At 45.4% G+C, this 20141-nt stretch carries 15 protein-coding genes; 11 read left to right on the plus strand and 4 right to left on the minus strand.

The features are described 5' to 3' along the window. Positions 1-103: 103 nt before the first annotated feature. Positions 104-808 (minus strand): 3-keto-disaccharide hydrolase, encoded by a 705-nt coding sequence (locus tag B050_RS0116985; RefSeq protein ID WP_018475150.1) that lies wholly within the window; start codon positions 806-808, stop codon positions 104-106. A gap of 472 nt (positions 809-1280) precedes the next feature. Here B050_RS0116985 and B050_RS0116990 point away from each other — a divergent pair, with 472 nt between their 5' ends. From B050_RS0116990 to B050_RS0117015, 6 genes are all read left to right on the plus strand, one after another. Next, positions 1281-1856, plus strand: coding sequence for a DUF4136 domain-containing protein (locus B050_RS0116990; protein WP_018475151.1), 576 nt, complete (start codon positions 1281-1283; stop codon positions 1854-1856). A gap of 41 nt (positions 1857-1897) precedes the next feature. Then, the gene (locus tag B050_RS0116995) at positions 1898-3148 is read left to right on the plus strand and encodes a BamA/TamA family outer membrane protein (protein WP_157492865.1); all 1251 of its coding nucleotides are present in this window, start codon (positions 1898-1900) and stop codon (positions 3146-3148) included. 4 nt (positions 3149-3152) lie between these two features. Further along, complete coding sequence (locus tag B050_RS0117000; RefSeq protein ID WP_169336268.1) at positions 3153-5537, plus strand: arylsulfatase; 2385 nt, start codon at positions 3153-3155, stop codon at positions 5535-5537. Between the two features lie 8 nt (positions 5538-5545). Continuing rightward, positions 5546-7135 carry an arylsulfatase gene (locus B050_RS0117005; RefSeq protein WP_018475154.1) on the plus strand — a complete coding sequence of 530 codons (1590 nt, stop codon included), beginning with the start codon at positions 5546-5548 and terminating at the stop codon, positions 7133-7135. Positions 7136-7184: 49 nt separating this feature from the next. Continuing rightward, complete coding sequence (locus B050_RS0117010; RefSeq protein WP_018475155.1) at positions 7185-7718, plus strand: hypothetical protein; 534 nt, start codon at positions 7185-7187, stop codon at positions 7716-7718. Positions 7719-7870: 152 nt separating this feature from the next. Continuing rightward, positions 7871-9043 carry a BamA/TamA family outer membrane protein gene (locus tag B050_RS0117015; protein ID WP_018475156.1) on the plus strand — a complete coding sequence of 391 codons (1173 nt, stop codon included), beginning with the start codon at positions 7871-7873 and terminating at the stop codon, positions 9041-9043. Between the two features lie 165 nt (positions 9044-9208). On the opposite strand, the gene eutB is transcribed toward B050_RS0117015, so the two are convergent. Next, positions 9209-11518, minus strand: coding sequence for an ethanolamine ammonia-lyase subunit EutB (gene eutB / locus B050_RS0117020; protein ID WP_018475157.1), 2310 nt, complete (start codon positions 11516-11518; stop codon positions 9209-9211). Positions 11519-12359: 841 nt separating this feature from the next. On the opposite strand from eutB, the gene B050_RS0117030 reads away from it, so the two are divergent. The 5 genes from B050_RS0117030 (at position 12360) to B050_RS0117050 (ending at position 18515) form a co-directional block, all read left to right on the plus strand. Beyond that, entirely contained in the window at positions 12360-12992 is a 633-nt protein-coding gene (locus B050_RS0117030; RefSeq protein WP_018475159.1) for a DUF4136 domain-containing protein, read from the plus strand. A 7-nt stretch (positions 12993-12999) separates the two neighbouring features. Next, positions 13000-13596: a hypothetical protein gene (locus B050_RS0117035; protein WP_018475160.1), complete on the plus strand. Its 597-nt coding sequence runs from the start codon at positions 13000-13002 to the stop codon at positions 13594-13596. A gap of 495 nt (positions 13597-14091) precedes the next feature. Next, positions 14092-15720, plus strand: coding sequence for a peptidase domain-containing ABC transporter (locus B050_RS0117040; RefSeq protein WP_044202912.1), 1629 nt, complete (start codon positions 14092-14094; stop codon positions 15718-15720). A gap of 6 nt (positions 15721-15726) precedes the next feature. After that, positions 15727-17103 (plus strand): HlyD family secretion protein, encoded by a 1377-nt coding sequence (locus tag B050_RS0117045; RefSeq protein ID WP_018475162.1) that lies wholly within the window; start codon positions 15727-15729, stop codon positions 17101-17103. Next, positions 17103-18515 carry a TolC family protein gene (locus B050_RS0117050; RefSeq protein WP_018475163.1) on the plus strand — a complete coding sequence of 471 codons (1413 nt, stop codon included), beginning with the start codon at positions 17103-17105 and terminating at the stop codon, positions 18513-18515. Before B050_RS0117045 ends, B050_RS0117050 begins: the two co-directional genes overlap by 1 nt. Positions 18516-18517: 2 nt before the next feature. Here the strand turns inward: B050_RS0117050 and B050_RS0117055 are convergent, their stop codons facing one another. Next, positions 18518-19027: a MarR family winged helix-turn-helix transcriptional regulator gene (locus B050_RS0117055; protein WP_018475164.1), complete on the minus strand. Its 510-nt coding sequence runs from the start codon at positions 19025-19027 to the stop codon at positions 18518-18520. Between the two features lie 49 nt (positions 19028-19076). Continuing rightward, positions 19077-20018 (minus strand): DMT family transporter, encoded by a 942-nt coding sequence (locus tag B050_RS0117060; protein WP_018475165.1) that lies wholly within the window; start codon positions 20016-20018, stop codon positions 19077-19079. Positions 20019-20141: the final 123 nt, after the last annotated feature.

Consider the following 20141-nt stretch of genomic DNA (forward strand, 5'->3'; position numbering starts at 1 on the left):
AGACAAAAAAATTACCCAAAATCCTCCGCAAAAACAGGTTCTGCATATGGATTTCGGGTAATGGATGGTGGTTCAATTTTAATTTATTGCACCAAAAAACTTCTTATAATGCTTTAATATAGATATTTTTCCATCTTACGCTCATCGCTTCGCTTTTCTTGCCCACGCCATGCACCTGCAGGCCAATGAAGCCTTCGCTATTCGCTTGGTATCTTTCCGGGTCATAGTCCAGGTCAGCCACTTGATGACCGTTGATATAGGTTTTGATTTTTTTGCCAATGGCCACCACTCGGTATTGATTCCATTGGTTATTATTAAAATAGCTATGCGAGTTTATCGATTCATCTTCGGACTGAGGCTCCGCAGATTGCCATCCGCCAGCAGATTCACCATAGATATATCCTGCCTGACCAGGGCTCTGCTCGATCTCCACCTGCGGACCATATACACGGCCGCCATATTCTTCGCCTTTCAGTTTGGAGCGGATCTGCACGCCAGAATTAAAAAACTGGTCGTATTTCACCTCAAAGGTGAGTTCAAAATCAGAAAACTCCTCATCGGAGCACAGGAAGGTATTGGGACTTTTGGCGATGGTGGTGCCTACAATGGCTCCATCTTCCACCTTATAAGTGGCAAAACCGCTCTTGATACTCCATCCTTCTAATGACTTACCGTCAAAGAGCATTTTCCAGCCTTCCTTCTGCTGGCTTTTGGTCAAAAAGTTGTCTTTTACTTGTACAGGGCTGATCATGGCAACCGCCCCAATGGCAATATAGGCCAATAAAATCAGCAAACTTGTTTTCTTCATGGTAATTTGGTTTTACTATTCTATTTAAAACTTAAATATCACAAAAAAACCATATGATTACTCGAAAAGCAATCAGAAAATGAAATATATCTTGCCCAAAACCAAAATTTACTAGCCATTCGCCTTCAATCCCCCATCTTTATTAAAAAAATTGTTAATTTCACGTTTAACCTTCATTATTTAATTCAAGGGCTACATTTTTAAAAAGTGCCAACAGCTAGGCCATCATTCCTTTATTCAGCTATAGAGGGAAGTACCACCGTTTAAGTAGATTATTGACCAGTAAAAAAGATTATTAACCCCTCATTAAGAACCAATTATAGGGTAATAGAATGCAAAAAATTATAATTTTTACCAATTTATTCCCTATTTTTTGGATCAAAAGCCCTTGATTTGATTAGATTTACCATAGTTTTAGAATAACCATAAACTATAACTTATTATTTATCAACTCTAATTCAATCTATTCTTTATGAAAACATTAAAATTATTCGGCGCACTTTTTATCGCCTTGTTCCTCACCACATCTCTCACGGAACTTTCAGCTCAGGTAAAAAGTGATTTTGACAAAGACACAGACTTCACTCAATTCAAAACTTATTCTTTTGCTGGATGGCAAAAAAACAGTGATGAGAAGCTTAATGAATTTGACAAAAAAAGAGTCTTGGAATCCTTAAAATCTGAATTTGGTCAGCGAGGCATGACTTATCAGGAAAGCGATGCAGATGTAAAAGTTGCTCTTTATGTTGTGTTGGACAAGAAAACCAGCACCACGGCTTATACTGACTTCATGGGTGGAAACGGTTTTGGTCCACGATGGGGATGGGGCATGGGAGCTGGCAATGTATCCGCTACGACCACTTACTCTAATAGCGATTATACAGAAGGTACTTTGGTGGTGGATATGTACACTCCAGCGGACAATGCTCTTGTATGGCAAGGAATCCTTACTTCTACAGTGACAGAAAAGCCTGAGAAGCGTGACAAAACGATCCCTAAAAACATCAAAAAACTGATGAAGAAGTATCCGGTACCGGTTCAAAAGTAATATTCACTATAAACTAATTTTTATTTTAACATTTATACAGTATGCGTAAGCTAAGTAAATACGCCCTTCTGGGTGTCTTTTTTGCAATGACCACTCTGGCTTTTGGCCAGGACGCTGAAAAAAAGAAGAAGAAATCTGAAAAAGAACCGCCTCATAAGGGCAGTATTTACCTTTCTCCTGTTCCGGTAATCGGGGCAAATCCAGCTTTTGGGTTTATATATGGTGTTGGAGGTTCTGCAAGTTGGTTTATGGGCGAGCCCCAAACCACCAAAATCTCCAACGCCCTATTGGGAGTAGCTTTTACTACTAAAAAACAAACCATTGTCACCCTTAAATCTACGGTATATGGCGAGGACAATGATTTCATCTTATTGGGTGACCTCAGGTTCCTTAACAGTTCCCAACCTACCTGGGGATTGGGCACGGGCCCGCAGTCTGCCAAATTAGCCAGTAATGACTTTGGCTTTGATGATGGCACCCTCACAGGCAACTCTGAGGCGGATATGATGGAATTTACCTTCTTCCGTTTCTATGAAACTTACCTGAAGAAAATTAACGATAACGGTGTCTATGTAGGTCTAGGCCTTCACTTGGACATGTTCCGTAATATCAATGATCAGCTTTTGAGACTCGACTCAGTCCCTCCAGTGATCACTCCATATTATGCCTATAATGCAACTTATGGCTTTGATCAGGAGAAAAGTACGCTAATGGGAATATCCCTAAATGGCGTATTGGATACCCGGGACAATGTAAACAATCCCTATGTGGGTCGCTATGCCATGGCTAGCTTCAAGATCAACCCTAGCTTCATCGGCAGTGATCAGACCAGTACGCAGCTGTGGCTGGAATACCGTGATTATTTCAACTTCACCGAAGATCATAATAATATCCTTGCGATATGGTCTTATGCCAACCTTACCGTATCCGGTAACCTACCTTATATGAACCTGCCCGCAATTGGCTGGGATCAATATTCCAAGTCTGGCGAGCCTTATTCTCAAGGCCGATTCAGAGGACAGAATTTGATGTTTGCAGGGGTGGAATTTAGAAAGCACCTTTTCGCTACTAAGAACAATCCGAAGTTTTTTGGAGCCATCGTCTATGCGAATGCTACCACTGCCAGCGGCAAGGACAATGGTATTAATCTTTTCGAATATGTGGAACCAGGCTATGGTGCCGGGGTGCGTATCAATATCAATCAGAAAGCCCGTACCAATGTAGGTATCGATTATGGCTGGGGTAATTACGGCACATCAGGCCTATTCCTAAGACTTAATGAAAACTTCTAATCAGATGAAATTTTTATACTCCGGCCTTGTGGCAATTTCTGCCGTGACGCTGTTTAGCTGCTCAGAGCAGAAAACAGATAACAGCCCAAACACTCAGCCGGACAATTCGGGCAAGGTATTGCCTTTCCCGGCTTCTCCTATGGCCAGTGTCACTGAGCCCAGATTGCAAGACTCCAAAATGCAGTGGCCGGAGGAACCAAAACGCCTTCCGGAAGATGCCCCAAACGTCCTTATTGTCCTCCTGGATGATGTAGGCTTTGGCATTTCTGAGACATTTGGAGGGGAAGTGCATACGCCTACTTTCACCAAAATAGTGAATGAGGGGATAGTATATAACACCTTCCATACCACCTCGATCTGCTCGCCGACCCGTGCGGCCTTGCTGACGGGAAGAAACCACACCCGAGTAAGCTCAGGCACCATTGCCGAGCGGGCCGTGGCCTTCGATGGATATACAGGCATCATCCCAAAAACCGCCGCCACCATCCCAGAGATTCTTAAGGAATATGGCTACCATACTTCGGCTTTTGGTAAATGGCATAATACCCCTGCCACAGAGACGACCAGCATAGGCCCAAAAAACCACTGGCCAAATGGCTACGGATTTGAGTATTTCTATGGATTTCTAGGTGGTGAGACCTCCCAGTGGGAGCCACGTCTCACCGAAAATTACGATCATATAGAGCCGCCGGAAGAGGAAGGTTATCACCTGACAGAAGACTTGGTTAAGAAAGCCCTGGGCTGGATAGACGACCGACAAGCTTTCTCCCCAGACAAGCCTTTTCTGATGTATTGGGCTCCCGGAGGCGTACATGGTCCTCACCATGTGGCCACCGAATGGGCCGATAAGTATAAGGGTAAATTTGATGATGGCTGGGATGAATACCGAAAGAGGGTATATAAGAGACAGCTGGAGATGGGTATTATCCCTGAAGGTACAGCCCTGACACCAAGAGATAGCACCCTGCAAGGTTGGGATGATATTCCCGAAGATCAGATTGCTTTTCAGAGGCGATTGATGGAGGTCTTTGCAGGATTTGTAGAACATACCGATGCCCAGGTGGGTAAGTTGGTAAGTGGGCTGGAAGAAAGAGGCCTGAGAGAAAACACTATTATCATCTATATATTTGGAGATAATGGTTCCAGTGCTGAGGGCCAGCAAGGGTCCATTTCTGAGCTATTGGCGCAGAACAATATACCAAACACCGTGGAGCAACAGATCGCTGCATTGGACGATCTCGGTGGTATAGAGGTATTAGGCAGCCCACATACGGATAATATGTACCATGCCGGATGGGCCTGGGCAGGCGGCACTCCCTTCAAAGGAACCAAACTTATGGGCTCCTATTTTGGGGGCACCAGAAACCCGATGGCGATTTCATGGCCTAAAAAAATCAAACCTGATGGAGCGATCCGTGAGCAGTTTCACCATGTCATCGATATTGCCCCTACCCTCTATGACCTTCTGAATATCCCTCATCCTGAAGTGGTGCATGGATATGATCAGATGCCTATGGATGGGGTAAGCTTAGCTTATACCTTCGATCAGGCTGATGCCCCTACGGCTAAGGAAGCACAATTCTTTGATAATAACGCCAGCCGTGCGATCTATAAAGACGGCTATATGGCGAGTACCTTTGGACCTTTTATCCCATGGAACACTCCTGCCTCTGTGGCTCGCGTAAAAAGCTGGGATTCTGATAATGATGTATGGGAACTGTATAACCTTAAGGAGGATTTCTCCCAAGCGCACAATTTGGCAAAGGATAACCCTGAACTATTGGAGCAGTTAAAGGCGGAATTCATGACCATGGCCAAAGACAATAAGGACTTCCCTATTGGCGCTGGCCTATGGCTGCGAAATCATCCGGCAGATATCCGAAAAACTCCTTATAAGGAATGGAACTTCAAGCAATCTACGGATAGAATGCCGGAGTTCACCGCACCAGGGATCGGAAGACAAAGCAATAAAGTAACGATAGACCTCACGGTAGGCAATCAGGCTAGCGGCGTATTATATGCTGTGGGTGGTGCCGGCGGAGGAGTGACCCTCTATATGGATAAGGGTCAATTGGTCTATGAATACAATATGCTGATCATCGAGAAGTATATCACCAAAAGTGATAAGGCCATTCCTGCGGGCGAGCACGTCCTTACCATCACCACTCAGGTCAAAGGCCCCGGCCAGCCAGGGACGGTAGAAATCCTATTGGATGGTAAACCTTATGAGAAAGTGGCTCTGAATAGAACGGTACCTTTGGCATTTACTGCCACCGAGACCTTCGATGTGGGCAAGGATTTAGGATCACCAGTGTCTGTAGATTATTTTGATCGTAAGCCATTTGAATTTACGGGAGAGATAAAATCAGTACATATTGAACTTTTATAATTATAAAAATGAAGCAAATTTCTAAGTATTTAGCGATAGCTGCCAGCGCCATTTTGTGGACTGGTCAGCTTTCTGCACAGGATTTTGAGCCTTTTAACCGGACCGTAAAAGTAAACGACTATATGGAGCCTGCTATTCCTCATCCAGACCAGATGAAGGAAGCCCAGGCCAAGCTCCAGGCTCTGGAGAAGAAAACCGGCAAAAAGCCGAATATCCTATGGGTGGTCGTAGATGATATGGGTTATGGTGATCCGGGAAGCTATGGTGGTGGTGCAGCCTTAGGCGCTCCTACCCCACATATGGATGCCCTCGCCAGAGGAGGTCTTCGTCTGACTTCCTGCTATTCACAGCAGACTTGTACGCCTACCCGTTCGGCGATATTGACGGGCAGACTGCCAGTAAGAACGGGGCTTACCCGACCAATCCTTGCAGGAGATCACCTTACCAAGAACCCTTGGGAGGATGAAATCAGCCTTCCTACCCTCTTGGGTGAGGCAGGATATCAGACCTTGCTGGTAGGGAAATGGCATGTGGGAGAGGCAGTAGGCATGCGTCCTCATGATGTAGGATTTGATGAATACTATGGCTTCTACCCTGCTCAGAAAGAAGTAACCCAACGGTTGGATGCCCGCAGGTACCCTGATTTGGTGCTTAATGAAGACCGCCTTAGAGCCTTTGAGGCGATAGGGCCCGATGATCACTTGCAGCATGGCTTCAAAGGCGGCAAAACCGAAAAGGTGATGCAGATAAAAACTACCGATGATATGGGTCGTGTGGATCAGGTCCTTACTGACTTTACCGTAAAACGTATCAAGGAAATGGCTAAATCTGACAAGCCTTTCTTCCTGGAGCATTGCTTCATGAAAGTGCATTGTGACAATTTTGACAACCCTGATTATCCTGGCCTCAGCCCGGCAAAATACCAATATAGAAATGCTATCGCCGAAGTGGACATGCACCTGGGCACGATCATGAAGACCCTCGAAGAAGAAGGTTTACTCGAAAACACCATGGTATTCTTTACTTCTGACAATGGCCCACAGATGGATGCCTGGCCAGATGCTGGATACACTCCTTTCAGAGGTGCTAAAGGTACCACCTGGGAAGGTGGAGTGAGAATCCCAGGAATCGCCTATTGGAAAGATATGATTAAGCCAGAAAGAGAAAGTGACGGTCTATTTGACCTGATGGACCTTTATGGTACCGCCTTGAAAGTGGCTGGAGTTTCTACAGATAAATTACCGAACGACCGCTACTATGACTTCGTCGATCAGACCAGCTTCCTGCTAGCCGATGAAGGCGAGTCCAATAGAGAGATGGTTTACTTCTGGTGGGGCAATCAATTTATGTCTTTACGTATGAAAGAATATAAAGCTCACGTGAAAGTGATCATTCCTACGTCCACACATATGTATATCGATATGTCCACCATCCAAAACGTGGGTCTGGCTCCATGGTTATTTAACCTGTATGTGGATCCTAAGGAGGAACTTACCATGGGACACCGTCGTAATGCCTGGCTAGCCACGGTATTGGGCGAAGCCAAAAAACACGAAATGACCTTTAAGAAATTCCCACCTAAAAATGTGGGCCTATAGAAAACAGTAATTTTTCCTTTTTTTAATCAACAATATAACCACTTTCACTATGAAAAAAGTAAGCTTAATTTTGGCCATATGTCTGTTAACAGCAGCCTCGGTATTTGCTCAGGAAGAACAACAAGTAGTGCTAAAAAAAGTCAGCAACTATGAGGTTCCAAAGGAAGTAATTGACGCAGTGAAGAGGGATTTTCCCGCTTCTGTAGTGGATCAGGTAAAAATCCTCCCTGCCGATGGTATTGAAGGATGGAAAGTCACTGACGTGAAAAACAACCTTACCGACAACGATGTGGTCAACTATTATGCGATCGAATTCTACGGTGATGGAGTATCCGGTGAAGTATTGTACAATGATAAAGGAGAAATGGTGCTGTATAAAAAAGTGATAAATGACGAGGCTCTTCCTCCTTCTATCCGAAATTATATCGGAACGAACTATGAAGGCTGGGCATTTATCAAAGACAAAGAAGTCATCAAAAAAACACCTAATAGCAAAACCGATGTCTATAGCGTAACCATCAAAAATGGCTCACAAAAGAAAACATTGCATTTCAATGCCATGGGTAAGCTAATGGAAAAGTAAATATCTGTCGGTAACAGGCCTAAATTCAGGGGCAGGATTCTTAAAAATTATCCTGCCCCTGCTTTATTTATCAGATTATCAATTGAGAAATTCAGGCAAGCCAAATCCTGAGGGAATCATTCGATCAGAACTACTTCCTTTTTTTTAGAAATATGAAAAAACTAATTACCATTATAGTACTATGTTCTTGGCTTACGCCCCTTCAGGCTATTGCTCAATCCGAGGCTGCCGCCAAGGGCCCAAAGGAAAAGATGAACATGAAGGTCTTTAAGGATAGCCTTGACGGCAATCTTGACATGAGTGCATTCCTGATCGACTTTCACGGATTCATCCCCGTGCCCCAGCTCATTACCGAACCTGCCTTGGGAAGCATCGGGATACTTCTTACCCCTATTTTTATCCAGCCTAATAAGCATGCAGCCAAAGGAAAGTACGTGCCACCAGATATCACAGCAGGATTTGTGGGATATACAGCCAATAAATCCTGGGGATTTGGTGGTCTTCGTATCGCCTCGCTGCCACAATACCATCTAAAATACCGCGCAGGAGCGGCCCACGGGGATGTCAACATGGACTTCTTCCGGCAGTTCCCTGTTATTGGCGAACAAAAATTTGCCTTCAACTTCCAGATGACAGCGGCCTTTGCCTCGGTGTTAAGGCAGATTGGAGAAACGGACCTTTATATAGGTCTGGAATATTTATTTCTACATAATAGAGTGCATCCAGAACTGGAGCTCGATCCCCTACCGGATTTCATCGGTGACCATGACTTCAATAATAACCTCAGCAGTATCGGTCTGGACATAGAATATGATAAGAGGGACAATGTCTTCACTCCGAATACAGGATGGTATATCGTCTCTGATTTCAGGGTGAATGACAACTGGACAGGCAGTGACTATACCTATCAGAATTTCAATACCGCCGTCCTCAAATTTTTTCAGCCTACCAAAAAATGGGTGAGTGGATTTCGTTTCGAAACCAAAGCGCAATTTGGCAAGGCTCCATTCTATATGAAGCCGTCCATATCCATGCGCGGTGTACCGATGTCCAGGTACCAAGGCAATCAAACCTACGTATTAGAGACCGAGCAGAGGTATGATTTTAACCTTCGCTGGAGTGGGGTGCTGTTCACTGGCATAGCCAAAGCCCCTACTGATGAAGTGAGTTTTGCGGATTCCAAGACCGTATATAACCTGGGTACGGGATTCAGATACCTTCTTGCGAGGAAATTTGGACTACGTACCGGCATCGATGTGGCCATGTCCAATGAGGACTGGGGCTGGTATATCGTATTTGGCCATGCATGGAATAATAGAAATTAATCAAATTTGCCGCAGGCAAAACAAAAAAAAAGGATCCCTCAAAAGACCCAAATGGAAAGGACTAATAATAACGATAAGTGCTTTCCCGTCCATAAAAAAATATCACTTGTCCAGGAAGCGAACTCATAGAGGGGCTTCCCGGACTTTTTTTATTACCAAAACTAACTACGCCCACTTATCAAATAGCTGTTCTAAGATCGTGAGGGTTTCGGTAACTGCCTTTTCGGGCACTAAGGCGGTATCTGAAATTCCAGAGACGACCTTGGAGCGATTGTGATCTATGGCTCCCTGCTGCGCCCAAATAGCTGCTGTGGCCACGGTCAGGTAAGCGGAGAAATTATGATGGCCAGAGCCAGGACGCTCTCCGATGAGATGGATGATGGCCTTGCCCTCTTCTGTATTAGCGCCAAACAGCTGCTCCCCGCAGGCATATCCAGCCCGCACCCTTCCATGTAAGATCACAATATTATCTGCTGATAGCCGGTACCCCTGCGCTTTGAGACGGGCACTTAAGGTCTCCAAATACTCGTCAAGGTGTCCTGTATCCATAAGAGCGCGCACATTGAGCCCATCGGAGATAACCAATTGGATTTCTGGCGTCTCCTGTCCCCAGGAGGCTTTAAGCGCCTGGAGCTGCTGCATGGCACTGGTGCTAAGTTTTTCTCCTGACTCAGGGTGATATACATAATCCTTGCGGTCAGAGGAGCGGGTGATGATAGGCACAGCCGCGGGAATGGTGCTAATAAAGCTTGCGGGCATTTCGGTCCATAAGCTTACTTTGGCATCTTCATAGAGCACCTTTACCTGCTCAGCAAGCTGCTCTTCCATATCCCAATAGTGCTCTCCGAAGCTTTCGGCTATGGGAACACCCCGCTCACGAATCGCAAGAATCTTCCGCTTGCCATCAGCGAGTATTTCTTCCCGATTTCTGAGGTCGCCTTTTGCAAGGCAATACTGATAATATACCCACACAGGATCTCCGAAATGAACGGTGGGCTGGTTATCCTCCCCGATCACCCCTATCCTCTTGAAGAAAGCCCACATCGCATCATTTATCTTATAGCCGAATTTCTCCCGTATCCGCACATGATCATTAAAGGCCGTGGTGAGGTAGCTGAGCATGGGGTCATTTTTGGTGGGCAAGGCCATCAAATAAGCCGGATTGGCAGGCATCACCTGATCAATGCACCAGTCGAGATCGTGCAGACTGACCTCCATATGCAAGGTGGAGCAGATGTCTAGGCCTATGCATAAGCCATGCAGCTTGCCCATCAGCGTATCCTCCAGACAGCATCGCACCAGCTGCTCTCTGGTCCTAAATACCTCCGGACCGATAAATCCCGCCACATCATTTACATGTACCCACGGCTGCTGCTCAGGAGCCTTCCCCTGAGCAAGCTCCTGCTTCAGAGCTCTTACAAAGCCATATTTCCGTGATTCATGCAGTACCATATCAAAACCCTGACCATGACCATTGGTGAAGTCTGCCCCCTGACCCGTCTCCGCATATAAGCCATATTGACCCTTTCGCTTGTCCATATGCTCCATCATCTTCCCGATGCTCACATCAAAGGTTCTATTCGCGTCCACCGTGCCCGCCAGACTTTGAAACCAGATGCCAGTGCTTCCTGGCTGCTGCTGCTCCACCGCTGATTGCACATCTATATGGGAAAGCACACAATTGGGCATGGTCTTCTCCAAACCAAAACTAAGAAGAAGCTCATACAGCGCCGCTTCTATACGTGCTACTGACTCGACCTCGCTGGACACCGGATTGGTACCGAGGACCAGGTCTCCCACTCCATAGGACCAGGCATCGAATACCTGCCAAATAATATCCTCTGGATTGTCCGTCGGTGAATTGGGCTGCACTCGTGCACTCAGGTAGCCCTTGCTCCCAATTTGGCTGCCCGGCAGCGGGTTAAAAATCTTCTGACTCGCGCTAATCAATTCCTCATTGCTCATGATCTTCACTAAGCAGCCGATGACATCACTGCTAAGGCCAGGGAGGATTCTGCTGATCTCTCCCTCCTCTGCCTCTAATAAGAACTGCTTTAATTCTCCCAAGGTCCAAGCCGCTAATTCTTTATTGAGCTCCTTATCCGTACTCGCCCAAACCAACTCATATAATTCATCATGATAAATGAGATGCTGGTCTATATCCCCCAGCAGGGTCTGAGAAAGAAGTAGTCGGGCATGCTCTCGGGAAGGCTCATCTGCCGCAGCTATTCCAAGGGTAAGGTCGCCTTCTTTGAAGTCATTTGCCGACCCCAATACCTGGCGATAAAGATCTAAATTGAACTCGCCCTTCATTCGCTTGATATAAGCAAAAAGATCCTCATCCTGTAAGGGTGTATTGATACGCAAGGGAGATAGAGGTGAGGTGGAAGAATGGCCTGCCCAGTCGAAACCACTAAAAAGTACCATCGATGCTCCCAGCAAGCCTGAATGTTTTATAAACTCTTTTCTTGTCATAGCAAGTAGTATTTGGGTAATTAGATAGTAAAAACAGGATTTCGGGTCAATCTTAAGATACCAAGACAGGCATAGGTAGCGCGCTGCTGGTCAGGGTCATTTTTCAGCGATAGTAATGTATAAAAGAAATCAACACATTGCAATACAGCCATCAATTCAATCACCTATATCTTTCAATTTAGGTGATTATTGATAAATTTTGGTTAAAAATAATAGTAAAATTCTTGATTTACACAATTTTAAACCCAAAACACATACAAAATACACCTATACACCTTTAGTAAAAGTAATGGATTAAAAGCAGCATGAATCTTTTTCAACTAGACTATTCAAACCTGCTGCTTTGTTATTTAGCCATTATCAGCGAGTAAAAAACACCAGGTTTTTCTTCACGCTCTCTTTCGAAGGCGAATGCAATTTCTGGCAGTGGCCCACTTCCTATTGCATGAAAATGGATGCAAATCATACCGCCGTTTGGCAACTTTCTAATGGGCCGACAAGGCTCAATCGAAACCATATAGATCACCAACAAATACCAGAAATCAATATTTAAACTTTTTTAATATAAATTTATAATCATATAATTAAATTTCATTATTTTAGTATATGTTTTAGAGTGGTTTAGCCTTGCTCAGTCCGGTTTTCCTACAATCGCAGAAGGTGTCCAGGCAATTTACTGATCATTATAAGGCTTTAGCATTTTTGAAATAATGACATAATACTGCTGATAGACCAGGATTAACACTACGGGATGGAAAGAACGCATTGATATTCCTGCCTCCATTTCAGGCATTTGCGAATTGCATTTATTATATGTTTAATTTTTAAAATTTCATTCTCAATGAAAATCTCATTTATTGTATCAAGGAGCATCATCCTGCTGGCCATAGGCCTCTGTTTTGCTTGCTTGCCCTCTGGGCCTGATTACGTAAAAGACACTGATATCGTCTATACCACTTATGATGAGGACTATGACTTTGACAGCAAAACCACCTATTCCATGCCAGACAAGATCGTAACGGATGTGCAGATCAGCAGAGAGGGCGACACCACTTATGTTTATATGGATGACAAGTACGCCTCTCCTATTCTAGCTCAGGTCGATAAGAATATGACCGATTATGGCTGGACCAAGGTGACACTCGACCAAAACCCGGACATGCTAATGATGCCTGCTGGTATGTCCTCTACCAATTATTACTATAACTGGTGGTATGATTGGTGGTGGGACTTTTATTATCCCTACTGGTGGGGCTGGTATTATCCACCTTATTACCCGGTAAGCAGCTATACCACAGGATCCATGATCCTAGTGCTCACCGATCCTCAGTCTGCTCAGGACAATCCGCTCAATAAGTCTAATACCTCCTGGCTCTCTGTCAGCAATGGAATCCTGACCTACTATAATGATATGGATAGGGTCTATGATGCGATAGATCAGAGCTTTGAACAATCTCCTTACCTCAAAAAGTAAATTTGACATGAATCAGATAAAGAAAATACTCTTTTTAGTAGGCCTCGCTTTCTGGCTAAACGGCAGTGCGTCTGGTCAGGATGGATTCACCATTTCCTATCCTGTGGCTTTTGCTACCGGCGATATCGCCGACTATGTGAAACCCGTGAGTTTTAGGGGACTGACCTTTGATTATCGCTCGAGGATCAATGAAAATATAGCTCTTGGCCTCAGTTCAGGTTGGAATGTATTCTATGAGGAACTTCCTTATGACACCTATACCATCGGCAACGAATCGATTTCCGGCAAGCAATACCGCTATAACAATCAGATTCCTATATTATTTACGGCAGCCTATTACCTAAAGCCTGACCAAAAATTTAATCCTTATGGCAGTTTAGGAATAGGTACTACTTATAGCCGAAGAAATACCGATATGGGTTTATACACGGTCGAGCTCGAAGCCTGGAACTTCACCCTGGCTCCCGAGGTGGGTGTGCAATCGGAGGTAATTCCCGGGCTGAACACTAGCTTCTCCCTGATATATTATAATGGATTTCAGGCAGGAAACGAACTGGACAAAGCACAATCCTACCTGGCGATCAAGATCGGGGTGGAATTATAAGAAGCTATTCATACAATCAAAGCTACTTTTTCCCCTAGTTTTAGGGATTCTGGATAAGGGTAAAACCCTATTTTCTACTTTCTTATCAGGCTGGTATCTCATAGAGGTACCAGCTTTTATACGTTCAAATAAATCCCACTTTGACCTTATCGACGCCGAAAACAGCAAAGCCCCCCTCTTTCTGGAACAGTATTTCACCGCTTTAGCAGCGGAATAGTTCCGCCTGCATTAGGGGCACAGTAAAGGATCCCTGGCGAGATTAGAATTCGATTAGAATTCATTTTATCAGGAACCTTCATCCTTGAAATCCACTTTATTTCAATGAGAATTTATCCCTGATAATACCCCAAAAATAATCCTGAGACAAGATAACGAGAAGAAAACCAGTCAGCAAACTGACCTTCAAAACCTTAGCAACAGCTAGCGCTCCTTAAACCATTGCCACTAGGAATTTGGATTTACGAGCCTTCGGTGGACATCGCCTATAAAAGTACTATGAAAAAACTCAGCCCTACTAAACGATTATGGAGATTACTAAAGCTATATAAGCCTGAAATAAGGCTGATTTATGTATATGCTTTATTTATTGGCTTGGTCAATCTCTCCTTGCCTTTAGGGATCCAGGCCATCATCAATTTCCTGCAAACCGGCGCTGTATCCTCCTCTTGGCTTATCCTGGTACTGCTCGTTTTGCTGGGAATCACCGTCACAGGGATCCTGCAAGTACTGCAGTTGAGGCTAGTAGAGAACATCCAGCAAGACCTCTTTGCGCGGTCGGCCTTTGAATTTGCCTTTCGGCTGCCGCAGATTGAGAGCAAGGAGCTCGACAGCATCCATGCTCCGGAGTTGGCCAACCGTTTTTTTGATACGCTGACGATCCAAAAAGGCCTCCCTAAGCTGCTCATAGACTTCTCCTTATCCACCTTTCAGATCCTATTTGGCATGCTGTTACTGGCTATATATAGTGTATATTTCCTATTGATTGGGATTGTTCTGGTGCTTGCCCTGCTGCTTTTAGTGCGCCTGACAGGAAAGCAAGGCCTCGAGACGAGCCTCAGAGAGAGTAAGTACAAATACAATCTAGCTTTTTGGCTGGAAGAAATCGGCAGAGTCCGCAGGACCTTTTTTATGAGCCAGCCGAAATCATTTCATTTGGACAAAAGCGATGATATCACCTATGATTATGTGACTAGTAGGGAGACCCATTTTAAGGTGCTTATGATGCAATTTAAGTCCTTCATAGGCTTTAAGGTATTCATGGCGGCGGGGATTTTGGTGATCGGCGGGCTGTTGGTTTTCAATCAGCAGATGAATATCGGGCAGTTTGTGGCCGCCGAGATCGTCATCATCCTTATCATCAACTCCACCGAAAAACTCCTGCGGGTCTGGGACACGGTATATGATGTGCTCACTGGCCTGGACAAGATCGGTTTTGTCACGGACTTAGAACTTAGTAAGGATACAGGTGCAGAAACTCTGCAAGCCCAAAAGGTGGACATCACCATTCGAGACTTGGAATTCACCCATATTGGGCACAGCAGCTCAACTTTTGAGGGGCTCAATGCGCAGATTCCTAGCGGGGCAAAGGTGGTCCTTAGCGGAAAAACCGGCTCCGGCAAGTCCACCTTATTAAAGGTCCTTTCAGGCATCCTGCCACCCAGCTCGGGAGAAATCCTGCTGAATGGAATTCCAATGAAGGAAATCAGTCAGGCCAGTGTATTTGAAAATATAGGGATGGTATTTGCTGCCAATCAGATTTTTGAGGGGACTATCAGAGAAAACATTCTGATGGGAAGGGCACTGCCCGAAGCTCAGCTACAGGAAACGCTACAGCGCCTCGGCTTGGCCGATTATATAAGCGATCAGCCAAAAGGCATACATTCTCTTATGGATAGCGGAGGAAGGCGCACTCCCCGCTGCATCATCCAGAAGATCCATCTGGCCCGTGCCATTGTCCATCAGCCAAACATCCTGCTGATGGAGGATCCACTCATCAATATCCCCCAAGCGGAAAGAAGATCGATCATCCAGTACCTCACCGCCGAGGACAAGCCCTGGACCCTGGTCGTCATTTCTGATGAAGAAGACTGGCTGGCCGAAAGTAGTATGACCCTAACTCTCTAAGGAACGATGCTGAACATCTCTAATAATAGCATTTCGAAGCATATCAAGCGCAAGGACTTCAAGGCCTTTGCGGCTTTAGACAATATTAATTATTTCAAGTTTTCCAGAAAAACCGTAACCCTACTCTTTATTCTATTGGGCACAGGGCTGTTTTTGCCTTGGACACAGAATATCAGAAGTGAAGGCTATGTCACCACCCGCTCCCCCGAGCATCGCCCGCAGTCCATCCAATCTGTGATCTCAGGAAGGCTCGAGCAATGGTATGTACAGGAAGGCGATCTGGTCAGCAAGGGCGACACCCTAGTGTTTATTTCCGATGCCAAAAGTGAGTACTTTGACCCCTTATTGGTGCAGCGTACTCAGGAGCAGGTGGATGCCAAGCGGCAAAGTATCCAATCCTATGAGGATAAGGTAAGTGCCATCCGATCGCAGTCGCAGGCTATCAGCCAGGGGCTACAATTGAAATTGCGCCAGCTACAAAACAAAATCATCCAGGCCAATAATAAGGTGCAGATGGATAGCATAGATCTGGTGGCTGCCAAAACCCAGTGGGAAATCGCAGAAAATCAGCGCGAGCGAACTCAGCAGCTCTATGATAAGGGGCTGAAGTCACTGACCGACTTGCAGGAGAAAAAGCTGAAAGTGCAGGAGACGCAAGCTAAATACACGGTTCAGGAAAATAAATTAACGAACCAAAAAAATGAATTGCTCAACTTAGATATTGAGCTATCCAGCACCGAACAGGCCTATCAGGACAAGCTCTCGAAGGCACGGTCAGAACTGCAATCGGCGCTATCCAGTAAGCTTAGCACGCAAGCGGAGGTATCAAAACTGGAAAATCAAGTCAGCAATTACACCCAGCGCCAAAGTTTATATTATATCACGGCGCCCCAATCGGGATTTGTCTCCAAAACCATCAAGCAAGGCCTCGGCGAGATGATCAAGGAGGGGACAGATATCCTGACGATCGTGCCTGACGAGCATGAATTGGCGGTGGAAATCTATATAAAACCCCAGGATTTGCCCTTGGTGCAGTATGGCAATCGCGTGAGAATAAGATTTGATGGCTGGCCCGCCATTGTCATCAGCGGATGGCCAGAGGCCTCCACGGGAGTATTTACGGGCCAGGTGGTCACTATCGATCGGTCCATTAGCGCCAACGGCTATTACCGCTTATTGGTGAGCCCCGACCCGAATGATCGCTCATGGCCTGACAAACTCAGCATCGGGACTGGCTCGCAATCCTTTCTGCTGCTGAATACCGTCCCCATTTGGTATGAAGTATGGCGTCAGCTGAATGGCTTCCCAGCAGATTATTATACCGAGGAGAAAGAATCTCCGAAGCCCCTAAAGCTCAAAGCACCTTTAAAATCAGTGAAATAATGAGGAGAAATTCTGTACTATACCTGCTGATCTTTGGCTGGATGCTCATGGCTGTGCCCCGAGAAATCCAAGCCCAGGAAGGGGTGGACCCTCTCGTCCTGACTTTTGGAGAGTATATCCATGAGGTGATCCATCACCATCCACTCTCTGCAAAGGCCCGACTCAATCGCCAAAAAGCGGAAGCAAACCTGCGAGCGGCGCGAGGGGGATTTGACCCTGTGCTTTCCGCAGGAATGGACCAGAAGCAATACCAGGACAAAATGTACTATCGCAAGGAAAAAGCAGAACTCCGAATCCCTACAGTCGCAGGAATAGAAGTCGTCGGTGGATATGAAAACAACCAAGGCTACTACCTCAATCCTGAAAACCAAACGGGCGATAATGGCCTGTGGAACGCTGGGATAGAAGTCAATATCCTCCAAGGCCTGCTGGTGGATGAGCGCCGTACCGCCCTCAGGCAGGCGAAAACCTACGCTCAGCTCGCCGAGCAGCAGCAAATCCTGCAGACCAATGAGCTGTATTATGAAGCTGCAAAAGTCTATCTGTATTGGGCAAACAGCCATAAAAACCTGGAAGTGGTAGAGGAAAGTACCCAGCTAGCGCAGCAATATTTCCTCAATACCAAAGAGTCCTATATAAATGGTGAAAAAACCGCCATGGACACGCTAGAGGCCTTCACGATGTGGCAGGACCGACAAAACCTCCTTGTGGCCGCAGAAGGTAATCTCATCGCCCAAAAAGCTAACTTGGAAAATTATTTTTGGCAAAAAGAAGAAGTAATCCTGGAACCTCAGTACCAGCCACAAGCGGAAATAGACTACCATACCGTCCCCATCCAGGCTGCCGCTATTCCAGCGGACTTCTCCGCCAATCCGCAGCTTTTGGCCAGCCAGTATGAAATCGAGACCCTGGAGACCGGCAGGCTGCTGAAGCAGCAAAAGCTATGGCCAAAATTAAAACTTAAATACATGCCCCTGCTAAGCCCTACCGGAGATGGGCTGCCGACGTACAATCAAAATGACTATAAATGGGGCTTTGGCTTTCAGCTTCCTCTCTTCCTTCGTGCGGGACGCGGAGACCTGTTGCTTAGCCAAATTAAAATCCAGGAAAAGCAATTGGACCTGGAAACCAAAACGCTGGTATTAGAAAATAAGATCATAAACAGCAAGGCGCAAATTTCCTATTTGGAGGATCAGGTAAACAACCAAAGGCAAAATGTGTCCAGCTATCAAAAGCTACTGGAGGGCGAGATCGAAAAATTCAATTATGGAGAAAGCTCTGTATTTCTGGTGAATAAAAGGCAGGAAAAGTACTTGGAAGGGCAAATTAAATTAACCGAGCTAAGGACAAAAGTAGAAGTGGAAAAACTCAGCTACCTATATTATATAAACCAACTGCCGATCCCCGAATGAGATTATTCAGAAGGAGAATCCGGTAGTCTATTGGTGTTGAGGATTTTTTCGGCTCTTTGATTGAAGCCCATCTCCTCAAACCTCTCCTCCACTTCCCGGAGCTCCTCCAGCAGGCGCAGGTGGTTTCCCATAAGGTCCATCAAGGCCTCGGAAAGCGCCGCCCAATAGCGCTCCAGCTTAGGAAGCTCCTGAATAGCCTTGGCGGAAAGTGACAAATAATACTTGCGAAGATCCTCGGTATCTTGGACGGAATCGATATATCCTTTGGCCTTCATCTTATTGATAAGCTTGATGACCGCCGGATGGGAATGATGGATGGCCTCCGCGATTTCGGTTACTGTCATCTTTTCACGCTCCTGAAGCAGCCGAAATATCATATGCCAATTGGGCTCGATATCCAGTCCATTATTACGATAAAAGTCACGGGTTTGGTAAACGAACAAGTCACTCAAGCGCTTCAGGCGGTCGGTAACCCCGTCGGAGCCCATATTCAATAGAAAATCCTCTTTCATATAGTTACAAATATATTATTTGTAGCATTGGGATAAAAGCGTTCCGGGGCTAAGCCATATTTCCAGAAGCCCTCCTCCTGCTTCCAAAGCGACCCATTTTTTGGGATTTGTTGGTAAAATACACACTGATCAAGATCAGGATGACCGCAATAAGGGTATTAATGGAGATTTTCTCCCCAAGCCATGCCCAGCCTAACAAAATCGCCACCACCGGATTGAGGTACGTATGGATGGATACCTTCTCCAGGGAGAGATGCTTGATCGAATAAATATAGGCATTATAGGTCAGCAATGAAGCCACCAATACAAGATATGCCAAAGACCAAAGAGCCTCCGAGCTATAGTGAAACTGCGATTGATCTTCAAAAGTCAAACTCAATACCTGTAAGAAAAAGCCACCCGACAATAGCTGAAAGGAAGTATTGATAAAGGTGCTGCTCTCACTCTTATTTTTCTTATTGAGGATGCCTCCCGCCGCCCAGGCCAATGTACAGATAAACACCAATAGCAAACCAAAAACAAATCCATCATTGGTGCTGATATGCTGCAAATTGTCCTGAAACAACAGGTAAACCCCAAACAGGCCCAGTCCCAAGCCTACCAAAGTAAAATAATTGACAGGGTAATGCTTATCTGTCACCAGATTATACATCAATACCATCATGGGCACCAAAGAGAATATCACTCCTATCAAGCCTGTAGGCACATACTTTTCCGCCAAACCCACCAAACCATTGCCTAGACCGATCAATAAAATGCCTGGTAAAATCTGCGGCTTTAGGAACTCCCATTTCATATACTTCCTGTGCTGAGGCATAAATGCCAATACCGAAAGCAAAATGAAGCCCGCCAATAAATGACGCATACTTAGAAATGCAAATGGAGGGACATGCTCTATGCCCACTTTGATGGCGTAAAAGGTGGTCCCCCACACCAAACACACTAATACTAATGCAAAATTTGCTTTGAAACTCCTGTTTTGCTCCTGCATAACCCACTAAATTAAGCTGATTAACTTCTATTTATCCTTCTATTCACCGATAGCTCAGCGCTCCATTTAGTTCAAAATAAAACGTCCATCCCAGACCTAAAACCAAACTACGTAACCGGTAAC

This window comes from Echinicola pacifica DSM 19836, assembly GCF_000373245.1.
GTDB classification, from domain to species: domain Bacteria; phylum Bacteroidota; class Bacteroidia; order Cytophagales; family Cyclobacteriaceae; genus Echinicola; species Echinicola pacifica.